We start from the raw sequence: 16057 nt of genomic DNA on the forward strand, positions 1-16057 counted from the left end.
CTCAGGACGCGCCGCCTTTCGACAGCCGGTCGTACGCCTGCAGGCGAGCCAAGACCGCCGGCATCTCGGCGAGCGGGATCATGTTCGGCCCGTCCGAGGGCGCGCGGTCCGGGTCGGGATGCGTCTCCATAAAAATCGCCGCGCACCCGACCGCAAGCGCTGCCCGTGCCAGGATCGGCGCATATTCGCGCTGCCCGCCCGAGGAGCCGCCCTGGCCGCCCGGCTGCTGAACCGAGTGGGTCGCGTCAAAGACGATCGGATAGCCTGTGCGCGCCATCTCCGGCAGCCCGCGGAAATCCGTCACCAGCGTGTTGTAGCCGAAACTCGTGCCGCGCTCGGTCAGCAGGATGCGCTCGTTTCCCGTGCTCGCGATCTTGGCAGCCACATGCTTCATGTCCCAGGGCGCCAGGAACTGCCCCTTCTTGACGTTGATCGCGGCCCCGGTTTCGCCGGCCGCGATCAACAGATCCGTCTGCCGGCACAGGAAGGCGGGAATCTGGATCACGTCCACAGCCTCGGCGGCCGCCCGGCATTGGCCGGCATCATGCACATCCGTCAATGTGGGGATGCCAAAGCGCGCCCGCACCCCGGCGAGGATGTCGAGGCCCTTGGCCATGCCGACGCCACGAGCGGCGCCGCCCGACGTGCGGTTCGCCTTGTCGTAGCTGCTCTTGTAGATGAGCGGAATGCCGAGCCTCCGGCAGACCGCGGAGAGTTCCTCGGCCACTTCCATTGCATGTGCCTCAGACTCGATCTGGCAGGGACCGCCAATGAGGACGAAGGGAAGGTCGTTGCCGACTTCGACAGGCCCGACTTGAACAGCCATCTGACACCTCATCTTACGCGTTGACGCAGCTATTTATCGGCAGCAGGTCCAGATCAAGGAATAACCCGTCCGCCAACGGGGCGCCAGCGCTCCCGATACCGCAACGGTTCCGATGCTATTGACGAGAGCTCCCATGTCGCGCGAAGTGGCCTCGGCGCAACACCTGCATGATCGTGCCGGATTTTCGTAACGATTACCAGCGCATGAACCGTGCCGACATGCCGCTTCGCGATTGAGGCCCAGAGTAATGCCGAAATGACTCCGATCATCCTGATACCGGCCCGCATGGGTTCGACCAGATTGCCCGGCAAGCCCCTCGCCATGATCGGAGGTGAGCCGATGATCGTCCATGTTTGGCGGCGCGCGATGGAGTCCGGTCTGGGACCGGTTGCTATTGCCTGCTCGGAGAACGTGGTTGCGGACGCGATACGCGCTGTCGGCGGCACCGCAGTGATGACCGACCCGGCTTTGCCGCGCGGCTCCGACCGTATCCATGCCGCTCTCGCCGAACTCGATCCGGGGGGGCGGCATGATGTCGTGATCAATCTGCAGGGCGATCTGCCGACCTTGCCGCCCGACCTCTTGCGGGCCGTCACCTCGCCGCTGCGCGATCCCGGGTTCGACGTGGGCACGCTGGTCGCACCCATCCATGACGACGCCGAGGCGGCCCTGCCGAGCGTCGTGAAGGCGGCCTGCGCCTTCCGCGGCGACGCCGACATCGCGCCGGCACTCTACTTTTCGCGGGTGGCCCTGCCGTGGGGGCCGGGGCTCCGATGGCATCACATCGGCGTCTACGCATACCGCCGCCCTGCGCTGGACCGGTTCGTTACTTTGCCGGAATCGCCCCTTGAGATCAGGGAAAGTCTTGAACAGCTTCGGTTGCTGGAGGCCGGCATGAGGATTGGCGTGGCGAGGACTGAAACCGCGCCCTTCGGCGTCGATACGCCCGAGGATCTCGAACGGGCAAGACGCATCCTCCAATAGAGCGCGCTCGGCAGCCAGATCTCGGCCCGATCCGCGGAGGGCCGAATACCGGATGACAGTGTGAAGTCGTTTCGAGCTTGCCATAGGGAACCTTGAACATTAAGCTTATGGTGCTTGCGCTTCTGAAGGCATCCGGTTCTTCTAGACGAGATGACTAGCCTCGCGATCATTGCCGAGGATACAGCTCATGGGTGCAGGCCGAGAAGCGCCGATGTTGAACCCGGCGTTGTCGTGCTGACAGAGCAACGTCACTGGGCGTGGCGAGACGGCCGCAACCCTAGGCATCTGAGACATGAATGAGATGAGAAGAAGCGGCTTGGAACCTGGTGGTCCGGCGCAGACGGATTTGGTTTCGGCTGACAAACATATTGATAGTCTTGCCCGGACGATCGAGACCGAGAGAAAGGGCCTCGAGGTTCTGCAGGCAGCGCTGAGCCAGGGCCTGTCCGCCGCGATGTTGCGTATCGCCGAACTTATCGAGAAGAGCGGCGGCCGGGTTCTCCTGACTGGAATGGGGAAATCCGGGATCATCGGGCGGAAGATCGCGGCTACATTCGCGAGCACCGGCACTCCGAGCCACTTCGTGCACCCGGCCGAAGCCAGCCACGGCGATCTCGGCATGATCGGGCCCAATGATGTGGTGTTCGCGCTGTCCTGGTCCGGCGAAACGCCAGAGCTGGCCGATATCATAGCTTATACGCGCCGCTTCAAGATCACTCTCGTCGCCATGACGTCGCGCCCGCAAAGCGCGTTGGGGCGTGCGGCTGATGTCGGTTTGTTCCTGCCTGTCAGCCAGGAGGCTTGCCCGAACGGGCTGGCCCCGACGACCAGCACAACGATGCAGCTGGTGGCCGGCGACGCGTTGGCCATTCTGCTCCTGGAGCGCCGCGGATTTTCGTCGATGGACTTCCAGCGGTATCATCCGGGCGGCAAGCTCGGGGCGCGTCTCCTCACGGTTGGGCAGATCATGCATCATGGGGATGCATTGCCGATCGTGCGGGAGACCGCGCTCCTGTCGGAGGGCATCTTCGAGATGACTTCGAAACGATTTGGCATAGCGGCCGTGGTCAACGATAAAGGTCAACTTGTCGGCGTTCTGACGGATGGCGATCTTCGCCGTGCCTTCCGGTCAGGCTTCTCGGACATCCTGGTGCAGGAGGCCATGGGCAAGAGGCCGCTTGTGGTTACCGCGGACGTCCTGGCTGCCAAAGCCCTGGCACAGATGAACGATGCCAGGATTACCTGCATCTTCGTCTCCGAGGGCGACGTTCCGGTCGGTCTCGTCCATATTCACGACCTGCTGCGAGCAGGCGTCGCCTGACGCGGGGGCTCGGCGCGTGTCGCTTGGAGCTTGACCGCGCCCTGAAGAGGATGGACCTCATCGAAACGCCGCGGTCCGCGTTCGTCGTCGCGCGACGCTTCCGGGTGCCGGTCGCAGTCTTCATCTTTCTGCTGTCATCTGTCATGACGCTCAACAGCGCGTCAGCCGACGACTTCAACGTCCGAGCCTATGGCGCTGTGGGTGACGGGCGGGCTGACGATGGTCCTGCCATACAGCGCGCAATTGACGCGGCCATCCATACCGGACGGCCCAGCACAGTCATCGTTCCCGCAGGCCATTATCTGCTGTCGAGGCTGGTCATGGCAGGCGCACATGACATCTCTCTCGTCGGCACGTCCGGCACGGTGCTGATCGGCACCATGCCTCGGCTCACGATCCTCACGATTGTGGGCTCATCCGATGTTCGGGTCGCGGGCTTCACTTTGGATCGCGCGCCTGAGCTTTTTGCTCAGGGTGTCGTCAAGCAGGTCGATGTCGCCCGGAAAGCGGTCACCTTGAACCTCGACCCCCAGGCCGGTGCGTTGGATGGCCCCCTGCTGGTCCAGGAGAAGTTGCTGCTTGTGTTCAACGACCCAGCCTCCGGCAGTTGGGGCGATCACAGCGCCGCCTGCGCCTTCTATAAGCCAAGCGACCCCAGCGTTTGCTGGCCGCCGACCATCGTCGCACGCCGGCGGATCGACGCCTTCAGGTGGGAACTGATGCTGAACACTCCCCCGGAGCCGGGCGATCTCGGCAAGCAAGCCGTTGTCTGGTCGGGCGTCTATAAGGGGCGCGCCTTCCTGATCCTACGCAGCCATGACGTGACAATCGCCGACGTGACCTACTTTGCCGAGGGGGACGAGGGTGGTTTCATCGTCGGCCACGACAGCGGAACCGTCGAGTTTGACCACTTCACCATGAAGGTGCCGCCGGGCTCGGGAGACTTGGTCGCGTCGGTAGGCGGGGCCATGGTCTTTAACAACCACGTCCACCTCATCCTCGATCATGTCGATATCAGCGGCTCATGGGACGATTGCTTGAACATGGGCGCCAACTTCGCGCGCATCTACGCTCAGCTTTCGCCGAAAGTGCTCCAGGTCGACGGTAGCCGCGCCGACTTCGCCGTCGGTGATCACCTGTCGGTCTGGGACTGGCGCCTCAAGGCAATCATCGCCCATGTGGCGATCACGCAAATGACGTGCGAGAAGAAGCCCTTGATCACGTGCCAACTGACGCTCGACCAGTCGGTGAAGATCGCCCACCCCGGCTATGCGCCAGTTCGATCGGAAGGCAACGACACCGACGGGATCGACCGGGTCATCGATGTGGACGGCGTTGGCACCCTGACCGTCACCAACTCAAGCTTTCAATCTCTTCACGCGCGCTGCCTGTTGATTAAGGCGTCGCACGCGCTGGTTGAGAACAGCCTCTGTCATGACACCGTGATGGCGGGCATCGTGATCGGTCCTAGTTTTTTCTGGGATGAAGGACCTGAGACCGAGGGCGTAACGATCCGCAACACCGTGTTCCGTAACGTCAGCGGTCCCAACGTCCTCGTCACGAACGGCGGCTCGTCCAACGCACCCGCGGTGACCGGTATCGCGATCAAGGATGATCAATTCATCGGCTACGGACGTTTCCGGCATGGTGTCGAAGTAGGTTCGGGCGTGCCCATCATCCTACAGAAAACCGCGAACCCTGATCTTGCCGGCAATCGTACGTCCAGCCGGTTTGCGTTGCCAGGCAGCCCGCCGGCCGGGTCGGTCGATGATGCGCTTCAAATCAAATGATGCGGCCGCGTCGCCCGCGCGCAGGCCAGGCCCGCAGCCGCAACTTCGGGGTAATCCAGACGCACTACCGGTTCTTGCCGTCCTTCATGAGCCCGGCCGAACGTAGAACCTTCGTGATCAGCGCCCCAGGGTCGGCAAGGTTTGCCGCAACGCCCTGCACGGCTTCCTTGCCGGAGGGGAGAAAGTCCTGCCAGGCCGCGGCCGGGCGCGGCGCCGTCGTGGCTTTCTGGCCCGGCTGTTCAGCCGTTCCGCGCACCGTGCGCCGGCGGCCGATCAAGCCCCAGCTTTCCGCGATCAGGTACGTCGATGAGATGCCGGCCGGCACGATGAACCGGCTCGCGCCGGCGGTCCCGCATTGCGCGTCCTCGTCTGCCGTGTCGGGATCGATCGGGGTCGCATGGCCGAGCCCGGTGATCGTATAGGTCTCCACCACCTCCCGATCCTTCGCATTCCGCCACACCCGGTGCGCGGCGCCGTCGATCACACCGTCCGTCGATGCGGCGTCGGCCACGCCATGAACGTCCGACCATTGCTTCCGCAACTCGTCGGCATTCACTGGGTTGACCGTCGTGTCGGACGTGCCCTGCCAGATGGAGACCGTCGGCCACGGGCCCTGGTGCGGCGATGCCGCGCGCACGCGGTCACCGAGTTCGCGGGCTGAGCGGACGCGGCCCTGGCCCATCGCGCCGAAGGCTTCCGACATGCCATGCGCCGAGCCGAAGGGCAGTCCGGCGATGACCGCGCCACCGGCAAACAGGTCCGGGTACGTGGCAAGCAGTGCCGCCGTCATCGCCCCGCCGGCGGAGAGGCCGGTGACATAGACGCGGCGCCGGTCGATGCGGTGGGTGTCGATCATCGCCGTGACCATGGCGGCGATGGAAGCGACCTCGCCGCTGCCCCTTTCGATGTCCTCGGTCTGGAACCAGTCGAAGCATAGGTTGGCGTTGTTCGCGCGCCGCTGCTCGGGCAGCAGCAGAGCGAAGCCGAAGCGTTCGGCCAGCGTCGACCATCCGGTGCCGCGGTCGTATTCGTTCGCCGTCTGCGTACAGCCGTGCAGGACGACCACCAGCGGCGCACCCGCCGGCAACGCATCGGGCACATAGGAGAGCATCCGCAGGTTGCCGGGGTTGTCCCCAAAGACGGCCGTCTCGGCCAGAACGCCACCGCCCTGCGCGCCGAGCCCGGGCATGTCGAACGACTGCATCGTCTTCCCCAGCCCCTGCGGCTTGAGCTTCATGAGGTTGCTGAGAAAGCCATCGTTCGCGGGATTATGCGCCATGGCAGAAGACCTTTGCAGTGGGTGGAGCGCAGGCGTCGGGCGCCAGCCAGTTCGTTACAACGAACAAGATGGTGCAGCGCAGCAATAACTGCAAGGACCGTAGTTTTGCGTATCGGCTTCTGTTACGCCGGGAGGTAAGCCGACGCTCAGGTCTGGAGCGGTGGTGCCGCCGCGGCGCGGCCTCTCCGGCCCAGCATCCGCCTCAGTTCGCGCGGATGGGCAACGCCAAGCGCGAGACAGAGCAGGGCGAAAGCCGCGATGCCGCCGCCTACCAGCCCCGCCAGCGCCGCCAGTCGCTCGACGAGGTGCGGGGCGTTCAGCGCCGGCTGCAGCAGACGCTGAAGTCCGATAAGGGCGGCTCCCATGCCGACAGCCGCGAGCAGGATTCGCGGCAGGGTGCGGCGACAGCGGGCATCGAGTGAGAACTGGCGGCGGCGGGCGGAGATCGCCATCAGGCTGAGCGCGTTGAGCCAGCCGGCGGTGGAGGTGGCAAGCGCTATGCCGACGTGAGCGAGACCGGAGTAGAGCCCGAGGGAGACTGTCAGCACGAGGTTCGCGACCATCACGGCGATGGCGACCTTGACCGGCGTCAGAGTGTCCTGGCGCGCCAGGAAGCCGGTGATGACGACCTTGATGAGCACGAAGGCCGGCAGGCCGAAGGCGTAGGCGGCGAGGGTGGGCGCTACCTCGTCGACCTGATGCGGGCCGAACTTCCCGCGCTCGAACAGCACATGCAGGATGGCGTGGCTCTCCAGCAGCAGCGCGATCGCGGCCGGCAGCGTCAGCAGCAAGGCAAGTTCGAGCCCGCGGTTCTGCGTATGCAGTGCGGCGCTGTCCTCGCCCTTGCGGATATGGCGGGAGAGGGTGGGGAGGATGGCGGTCGCGACCGCCACCCCCACCACGCCGAGCGGCAGCTGGTTCAGCCGGTCGGCATAGGCGAGGTAGGAGACCGAGCCGACCGGCGCCAGCGATGCGATCGCGGTGGAGACGGCGAGGTTGATCTGGGTGGCGCCGGCGCCGAAGACGCCCGGCAGCATGACGCGCATGAGGCGGCGGACTTCCGGCGAGACATGGATGCGCGGCCAGCCGAGCCGCAGCCCGGCCTGCCGGCAGGACCAGAAGAGCCAAAGGCATTGCGCGACGCCAGCGGCCGTCACGGCCCACGATAGCTTCTCGCCGGTGACCGGATGCCGCAGCAGGGCGACGATCAGGAACAGGTTGAGCAGGATGGAGGTGGCGGCGGTCGCCGCGAACCGGTCCACGGCGTTGAGCAAGCCGCCCTGGAAGGAGGCGAGGGAGATGAACACCAGGTAGGGAAAGGTGATGCGGGTGAGTTCGACCGTCAGCCGGAAATGCGGTGGATCGACGTCGAAGCCCGGGGCGACCACGTGCAGGATGGCGGGCGTGAAAATCTCGCCAAGGGTCAGGAAGATGACGAGCGCCGTGAGCAGGCCGGAGAAGGTGTCCTGCGCGAAACGCATCGCGAAGTCGCGCCCCTCTTTCGCGATCATGCCAGCGAACAGGGGCACGAAGGCAGCGCTGAAGGCGCCTTCAGCAAACAGTGTGCGGAACAGGTTCGGCAGACGGAGGGCGACGAAGAAGGCGTCGCTGGTAGCGCCCGCGCCGAGTGCCGAGGCCGTCAGGATTTCCCGCACGAAGCCGAGCACGCGGCTGATCATCGTGTAGCCGCCGACGGTCGCCACGCGGCGGAGCAGAGCCATGCTAATCCCTAAAGCAACGCGCCCGTTCGAACGGGCGGGATTTTAATGCACGACAGCGCTTCCAAGCTCAAGTTGCCGCATCGTCACCTCGACCAGGGCACGCGCCTTGACGAGGTTGGTCGCCACTTGCTTCGTCTCGCTGCCGCCCCGCTCGCTCAGCTGCCGGAGCAGATCGCCGAGCAGTTCGGCGACCGCTGGAGAATTCTCCAACTCCTCGCGCTGATCCTCGGAGACGGAAATGGACACGTCGAAAAGCTCGCTCGCGAGGGTCGCGAGAAAGCCGGACGCGGCGACGGCGGAGGGGGCGGTCGCCTGCGCGCCCTCTTCGATTGCATCGAGTTCGCGCAGCATGTCGCGCACGAGGGAGCCGATGACGCGCTCCATCACCCGCTCCGGTGCCGCATGCCAGTCGGGGTTGGCTCCGGCCTTGCGAAGCTCGAGCAGAATGGCGGCGGCGACCGCTAGGTCCATCCGTTCGTCCCGGATGAAGTGGCGGTGCAGGATGACGCGCCAATCCTCCCAGCCCGGTCCCTCGGTCGCGGTCGCGGCAGTGGCCGCCAAGATCAGGCCCTCGGTGGTCCGCCTCGAGCGCGCGCCGAGGCCTGCCAGATATTGCGCGAGCGCGCCATCGAGTGCTTTGGCTTCGACCGCGGACGTTGCCTCCATGAGTGCCGCCCAGAGCCCCTCGAGTTCGCCATCGTCGCCGACGGTGTTGGCCCACTGGTCGGTCTCGAGAATGTCGTCGGTGCCGTCGGTCACTGCCTGATCCCTGGGTATCGGTTGGCCAGCAGCACTGGAGCATGTGTGCCGTGGTTATCTCATGGATAAGCGCTTGATGTGAATGTGCGCAGCCCCGGCTGCAACCGCGGGCATTGCCCCCGCTACAAAAAAGACGGTCGCTTCTTCAATGGTGCGGCGCCAGCAGGGCGCGGATAAAGGCGTAGGCCACGATAGGGATAGCGGCGATCACGTAAATCCGCAGCAGGATGAGCACCGTCAGTATCAGGGGGCCGAGATGGCGGCGGGGCAGCGGTGGCAGGATGTCGCTCATGCTTGTCCTCCTTACCCCAAGATCCCGGGGAAGACCGTGATCGCGCCGTAGAGCGCTCCCACCAGCGAGATTGCGATGATGATGGTGCCGCCGGCGAGGTTCGCCCGCCAGCCGTTTTCGAGGCCCGCCATGATCTCGCGGTCATTCACCAGCAGCAGCAGGAACAGAAGCGCCGGCGCCATCAGCAGCGTGGCGACGACGTTGACCGTCAGCGTCACCGCGAGCAGCGGCGCACCGGGGATGAGCACGATCCCGCCCGCCACCACGGCCGATATAATCGCGGCGCCGTAGAACAGGCGCCCATCGTTGAAATCGAGGTTCAGGCTGTGCCGGGCCGAGAGCGTCTCGGCCAGCGCATAGGAGGAACTGGTGGAGATCGTCATCGCCGCGACGAGGCCGGCCTCGACGATGCCGAGGGCGAAGAGCGTGGCGCCGGTGGTGCCGATGTAGGGCCGGAGCGCACTCGCGAAGTCAGCCCCGCTGGCAAAGTTTGCCACGTCGATATGGTGCGCGAACAGGGGAGCGGCGGCGACCACGGTCGCGATCGCGGTCACCGCGGCGATGAGCGCGCCCATGGCGGTATCGATGCGGCCCTGGGGAAGGTCGGCCCGCGTCAGGCCTTTGTCGACGACGGCACTCTGCTGGAAGAAGATCATCCAGGGGGTCACCGTGGCGCCGATGTTGGCGAGGATCAGCGTGACGAAGGCGGTATCGAGGCCGCCGGGAAGCGGCCCCCAGTGGGCGATGGCGTGGGCCAGGGCATGGCCATTCGGATGCGCCATCAGCGCGGCCGGAATGAAGAGCAGGTTGAAGGCAGCGAGGCCCATCAGCAGCCTCTCCCAGGTCGCATATCTCCGGAGCAGGAGCGAGCCCACGATCATGCCGATGCCGACCAGGACCGACAGCCATGTCGGGACGCCGAAGTAGAGGCCGCCAGCCTGGATGGCAATAAACTCGGTAACGAGCGTCAGGACATTGCCGAAGACGAGATCGGCCATCGCGAAGTAGCCCCAGAAGGGGCCGAAGCGCTGGAAGATGAGTTCCGCGTGGCCGCGTCCTGTCGCGATGCCCAGGCGCACCGTCATCTCCTGGACGATGTAGGCCATGACGAAGGTTGCCAGGATGAAGGGGACGAAAAACCCGATGCCGTAGGTGGCGCCAGTCGTGGCGTAGGAGACCATGCTCGGTCCGTCGTTCTCGCCGAGCATGACGAGCACCCCGGGTCCCGCGAGCAGCCAGAGTAACCGGAAGGAGCGGCCGCTGGCGCGGCTCGCCAGGATCCGCGAGCGGTCGCGGGCGCGCAGTCGTTCCTCGAGCGACATCGGCGGCGCGGCCTCGGCGGCGCCGGTATCGCGCAGATCGAAACTCACCGCTGTCGGCTCCTTGATGAACTGGGGTTGCACGACTTTCTGATGTGGCTAATGTAGCCGTGGTTACATTTCAGTCAATAGGCTTGGAGTTCTGGCCTTGGGGCTGCTGTAGGGCTGCGGCCTCACATTGACGCGACGACGCTGATGATCCGATACAGTCATTCGAGGGGGATGAAGGTGGAAACAGGTCTTGGCTGACACGCGGATTGAACCAGCGGTGACCGACATGCCCGAGGAGCCGACGCAGGCTCTACGGTTCGGCCGTGCGCGGACAGCCCGGTCGAGCGTGGTGCAGGAGGATTATGTCGAGTTAATCGCGGACCTCATGGCCGCGCACGGCGAGGCGCGGGCGACGGACATCGCCAAGCGCATGGGTGTGACACATCCGACGGCGTTGAAATGCATCACGCGGCTGAAGCGCGAGGGTCTCGTCACGTCGCGGCCTTACCGGGGGATTTTCCTGACGGAGGCGGGGCAGGAGCTGGCGCAGCGGGTTCGCGCCCGGCACCGGTTGATGGTGGAGGTTCTGTTGGCGCTGGGAGTGCCGGGGGAGGCTGCGGAAGCCGATGCCGAGGGCATGGAGCACTATGCCTCGGAGGCGACGCTCGCAGCGTTCAGCCGATACCTGCTGCGGCTGCGGCGGGAAGTCTGACACGGGTCCGGGCTGATCGGCAATTGTAGGCTTGGCGATTGCATGCCTGCAGCGGCCTAAGGCCTAGGCATGGTGAACATCAGTCATCGTAGACCATCCCGATTATCGCGAACCCCAATTCGCGGCTATCCAGGCTTTCTGCACTAAGATCGCAAGGCCGGTGAACGGCACAGTTGAACACCACTCGGCCATTAACCTGTGCGTATGGGATGGTTATGGTCCTGGCTGACCCTGGCGCGAGCAGGCACTCGTCGAAGAAACTGCCCGATGTCACCTGCACTTTCTTGTCGAGAGGAAGCGCGTTCTGCAGATTGATGGTCACATGCCGCCAAACCCGGCTCCCGTCGAGTGGAATGGCGGAGGCTTCCGATTTGCTCCAGCGAAGGTTGCCCTCGCCAGGATGCCAGCAATCGGGAAAACCCCAGGCTTCGAGAAGACATGGTCCTGTGATGTCCACGGTCAGAGCGCGGTTTGGCCTCGCGATGTATGCCGAGCCGCGCCAGCTCGCAGCATCGTTCATGAACGTTACGAGAAAGCCTGCGCGCATCCAGAGTTCGATGAAGTATTCTCTTGCGAAACCAAGTTCGCACCAGCCGTAGGTTCGCATGACCCGAAGCGACAGGCCATCGAGCCTCGGTCCCCAAGCATATGGCAACGTCTGCCGGTAGTAGTTGTCGCGTTCCAACACTGGCTCGCCGGCAAGAACGATATACCCGTCCGGCTGGAGGAGTTTAGCTAGCTTTCTGACCAGATCATGATGATTGAGAGCATGGTGAAACGCCTCAAAAAATAGGATGCGATCGTAGAGCACTCCTTCTTCAGAATCGCCGAACTCTCCTTCAAGCGTGACCAGATCGAGTTGAAGAGCAGCCGCCTGTGATTGGATACGCGATAAGTAGCGTCGCTCGATGTCGATCGCTGTGACTTTGCATTTCATTCTGCACAGGTGAAGAATGATCTGGCCGTCGCCCGGACCATACTCCAGAATGCGCTGACCTGAACGCATGGCAAGCGCCTTTAGGACGGCACCGTGCGCTTGGATGAACTCCCCCGCCCAAGCGGAGTCCCCAACGGTGTAGTGGCTAGGAACGACTGGGCCGGCGTTGACATCTGAAAGATAGGGCGCTTTTTCGTTCTCGGACGCATCATAGATGAGGCGGCCAGTTATTTCGTTCAGGCGAGCGGTCGCCTGCGATTTGAACTGCTCCGAAAAAGGATCAAGTGACGGCGCAGCGGAACCATCTGAGGGCGGCAACCAAAAGACGTCAACTAGCTGCTTTATGCAATCAGCCTCGTCATCGAAGGCTCGGTTTATGTCATCGATTTCGGTAAGATCGAATATCTGACGCACTTCCTGCTCCAAACTGCGCAGAAAGAACATTACACGAAACTCACCTACTGTCCATCAAGCTGCCAGCGTTGCTACAAGCGGCAAAACACACTTGCGGCTCCGCGCCGTCTACGACCACTAGGTGCCGAATGGCGACCGCTGATTGCCCGTTGACTGAGGAACCCCGTGACTGGAGCCTGCGCGGCACCCTCCGCTCAGGCTCCAGGCTATGACAGAATGTAAAGCTAAGAGGGTGTGAAGCTCGCTGCACCGACACAGAGGCGCTGAAGGCAGCCGCCAGCATGGCAGATCAGCGCCGGAGCGAAGCGGCTGTTCATGGCCGTAAGCACAGGAAGTCCAAAAAGCCGCGTCCAGCCAATGGAGCAGAAGACGTCATCGATGGTTCTAGCCCAAAGCCTCATTGATCTGCTTGATCGAATGATTCGTATAGTCCTTGGACAGCGTGTACGCGACGGCCTTGTCGACGTTCTTGTGCAGGGCATCCCGCAACTGCCCAAGCGTGTGCGGATCCGCAATCAAAACGATCGACTTGAAGGCGTTCTGATCGAACATCTTGTTGAGTGTCTTTGCCAGCTGCTTCGCGAACGTCGCTTCTCCCGTGTCGTGAGGTGACTGGTCTTCAAGTCCGGCGCCCGACGGTCCGTCGTTGACGAAGTCCTTCAGCGTGAGTCGCCGCTCTTCGCCAAGGACGACCTCCGCCTCCGTGCCGCTGTTGCGCAGCAATATTGCCTTGCCACCATCGGCCACTACGACCAATGCGCCTGCTGGAATAGTTTTCGACATAACGGTATCTCCTTGTACTTCCTGACAGGTGGCTATGATCTGTCGGATTAGAAGGTTGCTGTCGCTGGCATGATGAGCACGCGGACAGGCTCCCGGCAGCGTATGTCGTGTGGCGGAGCAACCGCGAGCGCTGGTCCGTGCATCTTCATCATGGGTCGACAAAGCTGCCTATCGCTTGTGCAGTATGCGGCGCCTGATGTTCGATCGAACTTCCAGGCAGCCGACAGAATAGAAGATGGCGGCAGCTGCCCACGGGTATGTGCGCGGCAGCACAAGGCGGTTCTACGTGTGGCTCAAAATCATCAACTCGCGCGGAACTGCCGGAAGGGGCGAGGCCATGCCCGCCCACTGGCTGAGGCCTCTCAAAAGGCTTGGCTGGATGAGTTGCCGCGCAACCGCTCCCGGTCGCTCGACGCGCCGTCTTGGCTGTGGAACAGCGTCGTCGACCTGATCCGTGCTCACGAGACCGCCTATATTGGGCACTGCCGTCTCTACGCTCGAAGGAAGCTGCCTGAAGCTCCGGATCAGAACCGGCAAACCGACAAGCGAACCCAGGTTATCAGGCCGATGGTGCTGCTGGAGGGGATTGAACTCTCGACCTCTCCCTTACCAAGGGAGTGCTCTACCACTGAGCTACAGCAGCGTGCCAGAGGCGCGCGGCGGCTTCATAGGCTGCAGCGCCTTAAGGCGCAACCCCGCTGTCATTGACAAGACCTGAAGCCCCGACGCAGATCTCTTGCGTGAGCGAGCCGCCGAAACCTGAACCGCAGCTGACCCCCGCCGCCCTGAAAGCTCGCGCTGAGCGGGAGGCGCGCCAGGCTCAGGCATTGCGCGCCAATCTTCGCCGGCGCCGCGCCCAGGCCCAAGGCCGCGAGACCGGCCGCGAGGTTAGCCGCGAGGCCGAGCAGGACACGTCCGCCGATCCTCCGCACAGCTTGTATCCGGATATTTCAGAGTAGCTCTAGGATTTGGAGGGCCGCCTGGGCTAGACCGGTCGCTTGCCGACCGCTGCCCATCTCCCGAGTCGCCTGGAGCCGCACCGCCGATGTCCGTCCTGCCCGACCATGTGATCCGCAAGCTCGCGATCGAGCACGCCATGATCGACCCCTTCGTCGAGACGCAGAAGCGCGAGGGCGTCATCAGCTACGGGCTCTCCTCCTACGGCTACGATGCGCGGGTGGCGGACGACTTCAAGATCTTCACCAACGTCGATTCGGCGATCGTCGATCCGAAGGCCTTCAACCCGTCGAGCTTCGTCGACCGCAAGACGCCGGTCTGCATCATCCCGCCCAACAGCTTCGCGCTGGCCCACACCATCGAGTATTTCCGCATCCCCCGGGATGTGCTGGTGATCTGCCTCGGCAAGTCCACCTACGCCCGTTGCGGCATCATCGTGAACGTCACTCCCCTGGAGCCGGAATGGGAGGGGCAGGTCACCATCGAGATCAGCAACACGACGCCGTTGCCCGCCAAGATCTACGCGGGCGAGGGCATCTGCCAGTTCCTGTTCCTGCGCGGCGAAGGCGCGCCGGAGGTCAGCTACGCCGACAAGGCGGGCAAGTACATGGGCCAGCGCGGCGTCGCGCTGCCCCGCCTGTGAAGCCCGTGCGTCAAGCCCGCTTGTTACGATAGGATCGCTTAATGGACAGCATCAGGATTGTCGGCGGCCGCCCGCTGCACGGTGAAATTCCCATCGGCGGCGCCAAGAACGCCGCTCTTCCGCTGATGGCGGCCGGGCTGCTGACCGAGGAGCGGCTGGTTCTCACCCGCGTGCCCCGGCTTGCGGACATCGAAACGATGGCGGAGCTTCTCGACCAGCACGGCATCGCCGTGGCACGCACCGGCAACGACGGCCGCTCGCTCTCCCTCGGCGGCCCGATCAAGAACACCGAGGCGCCCTACGACATCGTGCGCAAGATGCGTGCCTCCATCCTGGTGCTCGGGCCTCTGCTGGCGCGGATGGGCGAGGCGCGGGTCTCGCTGCCGGGCGGCTGCGCCATCGGCACGCGCCCCGTCGATCTCCACCTCAAGGGTCTGGAGCAGATGGGGGCGATCATCGACCTCGACGCTGGCTACGTGGTCGCCCGCGTTGCCGGCCGGCTAAGGGGGGCGACCATCATCTCGCCCGTGGTCTCGGTGGGAGCCACCGAGAACCTGCTCATGGCGGCCTGCCTCGCCGAGGGCCAGACCGTTCTGAGCAATGCCGCCCGCGAGCCCGAGATCATCGACCTCTGCCATTGCCTCGTGGCGATGGGCGCGCGGATCAGCGGCATCGGCACCGGCGAACTCGTGGTCGAGGGCGTCGAGCGCCTGCACGGCGCGACGCACGCCATCATTCCGGACCGGATCGAGACCGGCACCTATGCCTGCGCGGTCGCCATCGCCGGGGGCGAGGTCGTGCTGCGCGACGCGCGGATCGACCATCTGGGCGCGGTCAGCCGCGTGCTTGAGGAGGCCGGCATCGCGGTCACCGAGGTGCCCGAAGGCGTGCGCGTGCGGCGCCTCAACGGGCTGCACGGGGCCGATGTGATGACGGAGCCCTACCCGGGCTTCCCGACCGACATGCAGGCTCAGTTCATGGCTCTGATGGCGGTCGCGGAGGGCGCTTCGATGATTACGGAGTCGATCTTCGAGAACCGCTTCATGCATGTGTCCGAGCTCGCGCGCATGGGGGCGCGGGTGAACGTTCATGGGTCGTCCGCGATCGTGCGCGGTGTGCCGGCGCTGACCGGTGCGCCGGTGATGGCGACGGATCTGCGCGCCTCTTCCTCGCTCATCCTCGCGGGGCTGGCCGCCAAGGGCGAGACGGTGGTGAGCCGCGTCTATCACCTCGACCGCGGCTACGAGGATGTCGAGGGCAAGTTGTCGGCGGTGGGAGCCACGATCGAGCGCATCAGCGTGTAAGCGCGCAGGCGATTGTGCTTGCTGA

The 16057-nt window shown here is 64.3% G+C and carries 15 protein-coding genes and 1 tRNA gene; 7 read left to right on the plus strand and 9 right to left on the minus strand.

Features of this window, described 5'->3' with window-relative positions; all coding sequences use genetic code 11:
• Position 1: 1 nt before the first annotated feature.
• Entirely contained in the window at positions 2-826 is an 825-nt protein-coding gene (gene kdsA, locus ACOEQ1_RS04695) for a 3-deoxy-8-phosphooctulonate synthase (RefSeq protein WP_419758058.1), read from the minus strand.
• Between the two features lie 255 nt (positions 827-1081).
• On the opposite strand from kdsA, the gene ACOEQ1_RS04700 reads away from it, so the two are divergent.
• The 3 genes from ACOEQ1_RS04700 to ACOEQ1_RS04710 all read left to right on the plus strand — a co-directional run bounded on the left by ACOEQ1_RS04700 (position 1082) and on the right by ACOEQ1_RS04710 (position 4921).
• Positions 1082-1810 (plus strand): 3-deoxy-manno-octulosonate cytidylyltransferase, encoded by a 729-nt coding sequence (locus ACOEQ1_RS04700; protein WP_419758059.1) that lies wholly within the window; start codon positions 1082-1084, stop codon positions 1808-1810.
• Positions 1811-2111: 301 nt separating this feature from the next.
• Positions 2112-3131: a KpsF/GutQ family sugar-phosphate isomerase gene (locus ACOEQ1_RS04705; RefSeq protein WP_419758641.1), complete on the plus strand. Its 1020-nt coding sequence runs from the start codon at positions 2112-2114 to the stop codon at positions 3129-3131.
• Positions 3132-3181: 50 nt separating this feature from the next.
• On the plus strand, positions 3182-4921 hold the full coding sequence (locus tag ACOEQ1_RS04710; RefSeq protein ID WP_419758060.1) for a glycosyl hydrolase family 28-related protein: 1740 nt from the start codon (positions 3182-3184) through the stop codon (positions 4919-4921).
• A 64-nt stretch (positions 4922-4985) separates the two neighbouring features.
• Here ACOEQ1_RS04710 and ACOEQ1_RS04715 read toward each other — a convergent pair whose 3' ends face one another.
• The 5 genes from ACOEQ1_RS04715 to ACOEQ1_RS04735 form a co-directional block, all read right to left on the minus strand.
• Positions 4986-6200, minus strand: coding sequence for an alpha/beta hydrolase family esterase (locus ACOEQ1_RS04715; RefSeq protein ID WP_419758061.1), 1215 nt, complete (start codon positions 6198-6200; stop codon positions 4986-4988).
• Positions 6201-6346: 146 nt separating this feature from the next.
• Entirely contained in the window at positions 6347-7921 is a 1575-nt protein-coding gene (gene murJ / locus ACOEQ1_RS04720) for a murein biosynthesis integral membrane protein MurJ (protein ID WP_419758062.1), read from the minus strand.
• A 42-nt stretch (positions 7922-7963) separates the two neighbouring features.
• Complete coding sequence (locus ACOEQ1_RS04725; protein WP_419758063.1) at positions 7964-8680, minus strand: hypothetical protein; 717 nt, start codon at positions 8678-8680, stop codon at positions 7964-7966.
• Positions 8681-8825: 145 nt separating this feature from the next.
• The gene (locus ACOEQ1_RS04730) at positions 8826-8972 is read right to left on the minus strand and encodes a hypothetical protein (RefSeq protein ID WP_419758064.1); all 147 of its coding nucleotides are present in this window, start codon (positions 8970-8972) and stop codon (positions 8826-8828) included.
• Between the two features lie 11 nt (positions 8973-8983).
• A complete protein-coding gene (locus ACOEQ1_RS04735) occupies positions 8984-10342 on the minus strand; it encodes an NRAMP family divalent metal transporter (RefSeq protein ID WP_419758065.1) in 1359 nt (452 codons plus the stop codon).
• 190 nt (positions 10343-10532) lie between these two features.
• Here ACOEQ1_RS04735 and mntR point away from each other — a divergent pair, with 190 nt between their 5' ends.
• Positions 10533-10994 (plus strand): manganese-binding transcriptional regulator MntR, encoded by a 462-nt coding sequence (mntR, locus tag ACOEQ1_RS04740; RefSeq protein WP_419758066.1) that lies wholly within the window; start codon positions 10533-10535, stop codon positions 10992-10994.
• Positions 10995-11073: 79 nt separating this feature from the next.
• On the opposite strand, the gene ACOEQ1_RS04745 is transcribed toward mntR, so the two are convergent.
• The 3 genes from ACOEQ1_RS04745 to ACOEQ1_RS04755 form a co-directional block, all read right to left on the minus strand.
• Positions 11074-12375: a class I SAM-dependent methyltransferase gene (locus ACOEQ1_RS04745; RefSeq protein ID WP_419758067.1), complete on the minus strand. Its 1302-nt coding sequence runs from the start codon at positions 12373-12375 to the stop codon at positions 11074-11076.
• 354 nt (positions 12376-12729) lie between these two features.
• Positions 12730-13128 carry a host attachment family protein gene (locus ACOEQ1_RS04750; protein ID WP_419758068.1) on the minus strand — a complete coding sequence of 133 codons (399 nt, stop codon included), beginning with the start codon at positions 13126-13128 and terminating at the stop codon, positions 12730-12732.
• A 568-nt stretch (positions 13129-13696) separates the two neighbouring features.
• Positions 13697-13771: transfer RNA gene (locus ACOEQ1_RS04755), tRNA-Thr, on the minus strand.
• 97 nt (positions 13772-13868) lie between these two features.
• Here ACOEQ1_RS04755 and ACOEQ1_RS04760 point away from each other — a divergent pair.
• The 3 genes from ACOEQ1_RS04760 (at position 13869) to murA (ending at position 16032) form a co-directional block, all read left to right on the plus strand.
• The gene (locus tag ACOEQ1_RS04760; RefSeq protein WP_419758069.1) at positions 13869-14087 is read left to right on the plus strand and encodes a hypothetical protein; all 219 of its coding nucleotides are present in this window, start codon (positions 13869-13871) and stop codon (positions 14085-14087) included.
• A gap of 86 nt (positions 14088-14173) precedes the next feature.
• Positions 14174-14728 carry a dCTP deaminase gene (gene dcd / locus ACOEQ1_RS04765; RefSeq protein WP_419758070.1) on the plus strand — a complete coding sequence of 185 codons (555 nt, stop codon included), beginning with the start codon at positions 14174-14176 and terminating at the stop codon, positions 14726-14728.
• A 41-nt stretch (positions 14729-14769) separates the two neighbouring features.
• Positions 14770-16032, plus strand: a complete 1263-nt coding sequence (murA, locus tag ACOEQ1_RS04770) for a UDP-N-acetylglucosamine 1-carboxyvinyltransferase (protein WP_419758071.1) — start codon at positions 14770-14772, stop codon at positions 16030-16032.
• The last annotated feature ends 25 nt before the right edge of the window (positions 16033-16057 follow it).

Source organism: Acidisoma sp. (assembly GCF_965199065.1).
Taxonomy (GTDB): Bacteria; Pseudomonadota; Alphaproteobacteria; order Acetobacterales; family Acetobacteraceae; genus Acidisoma.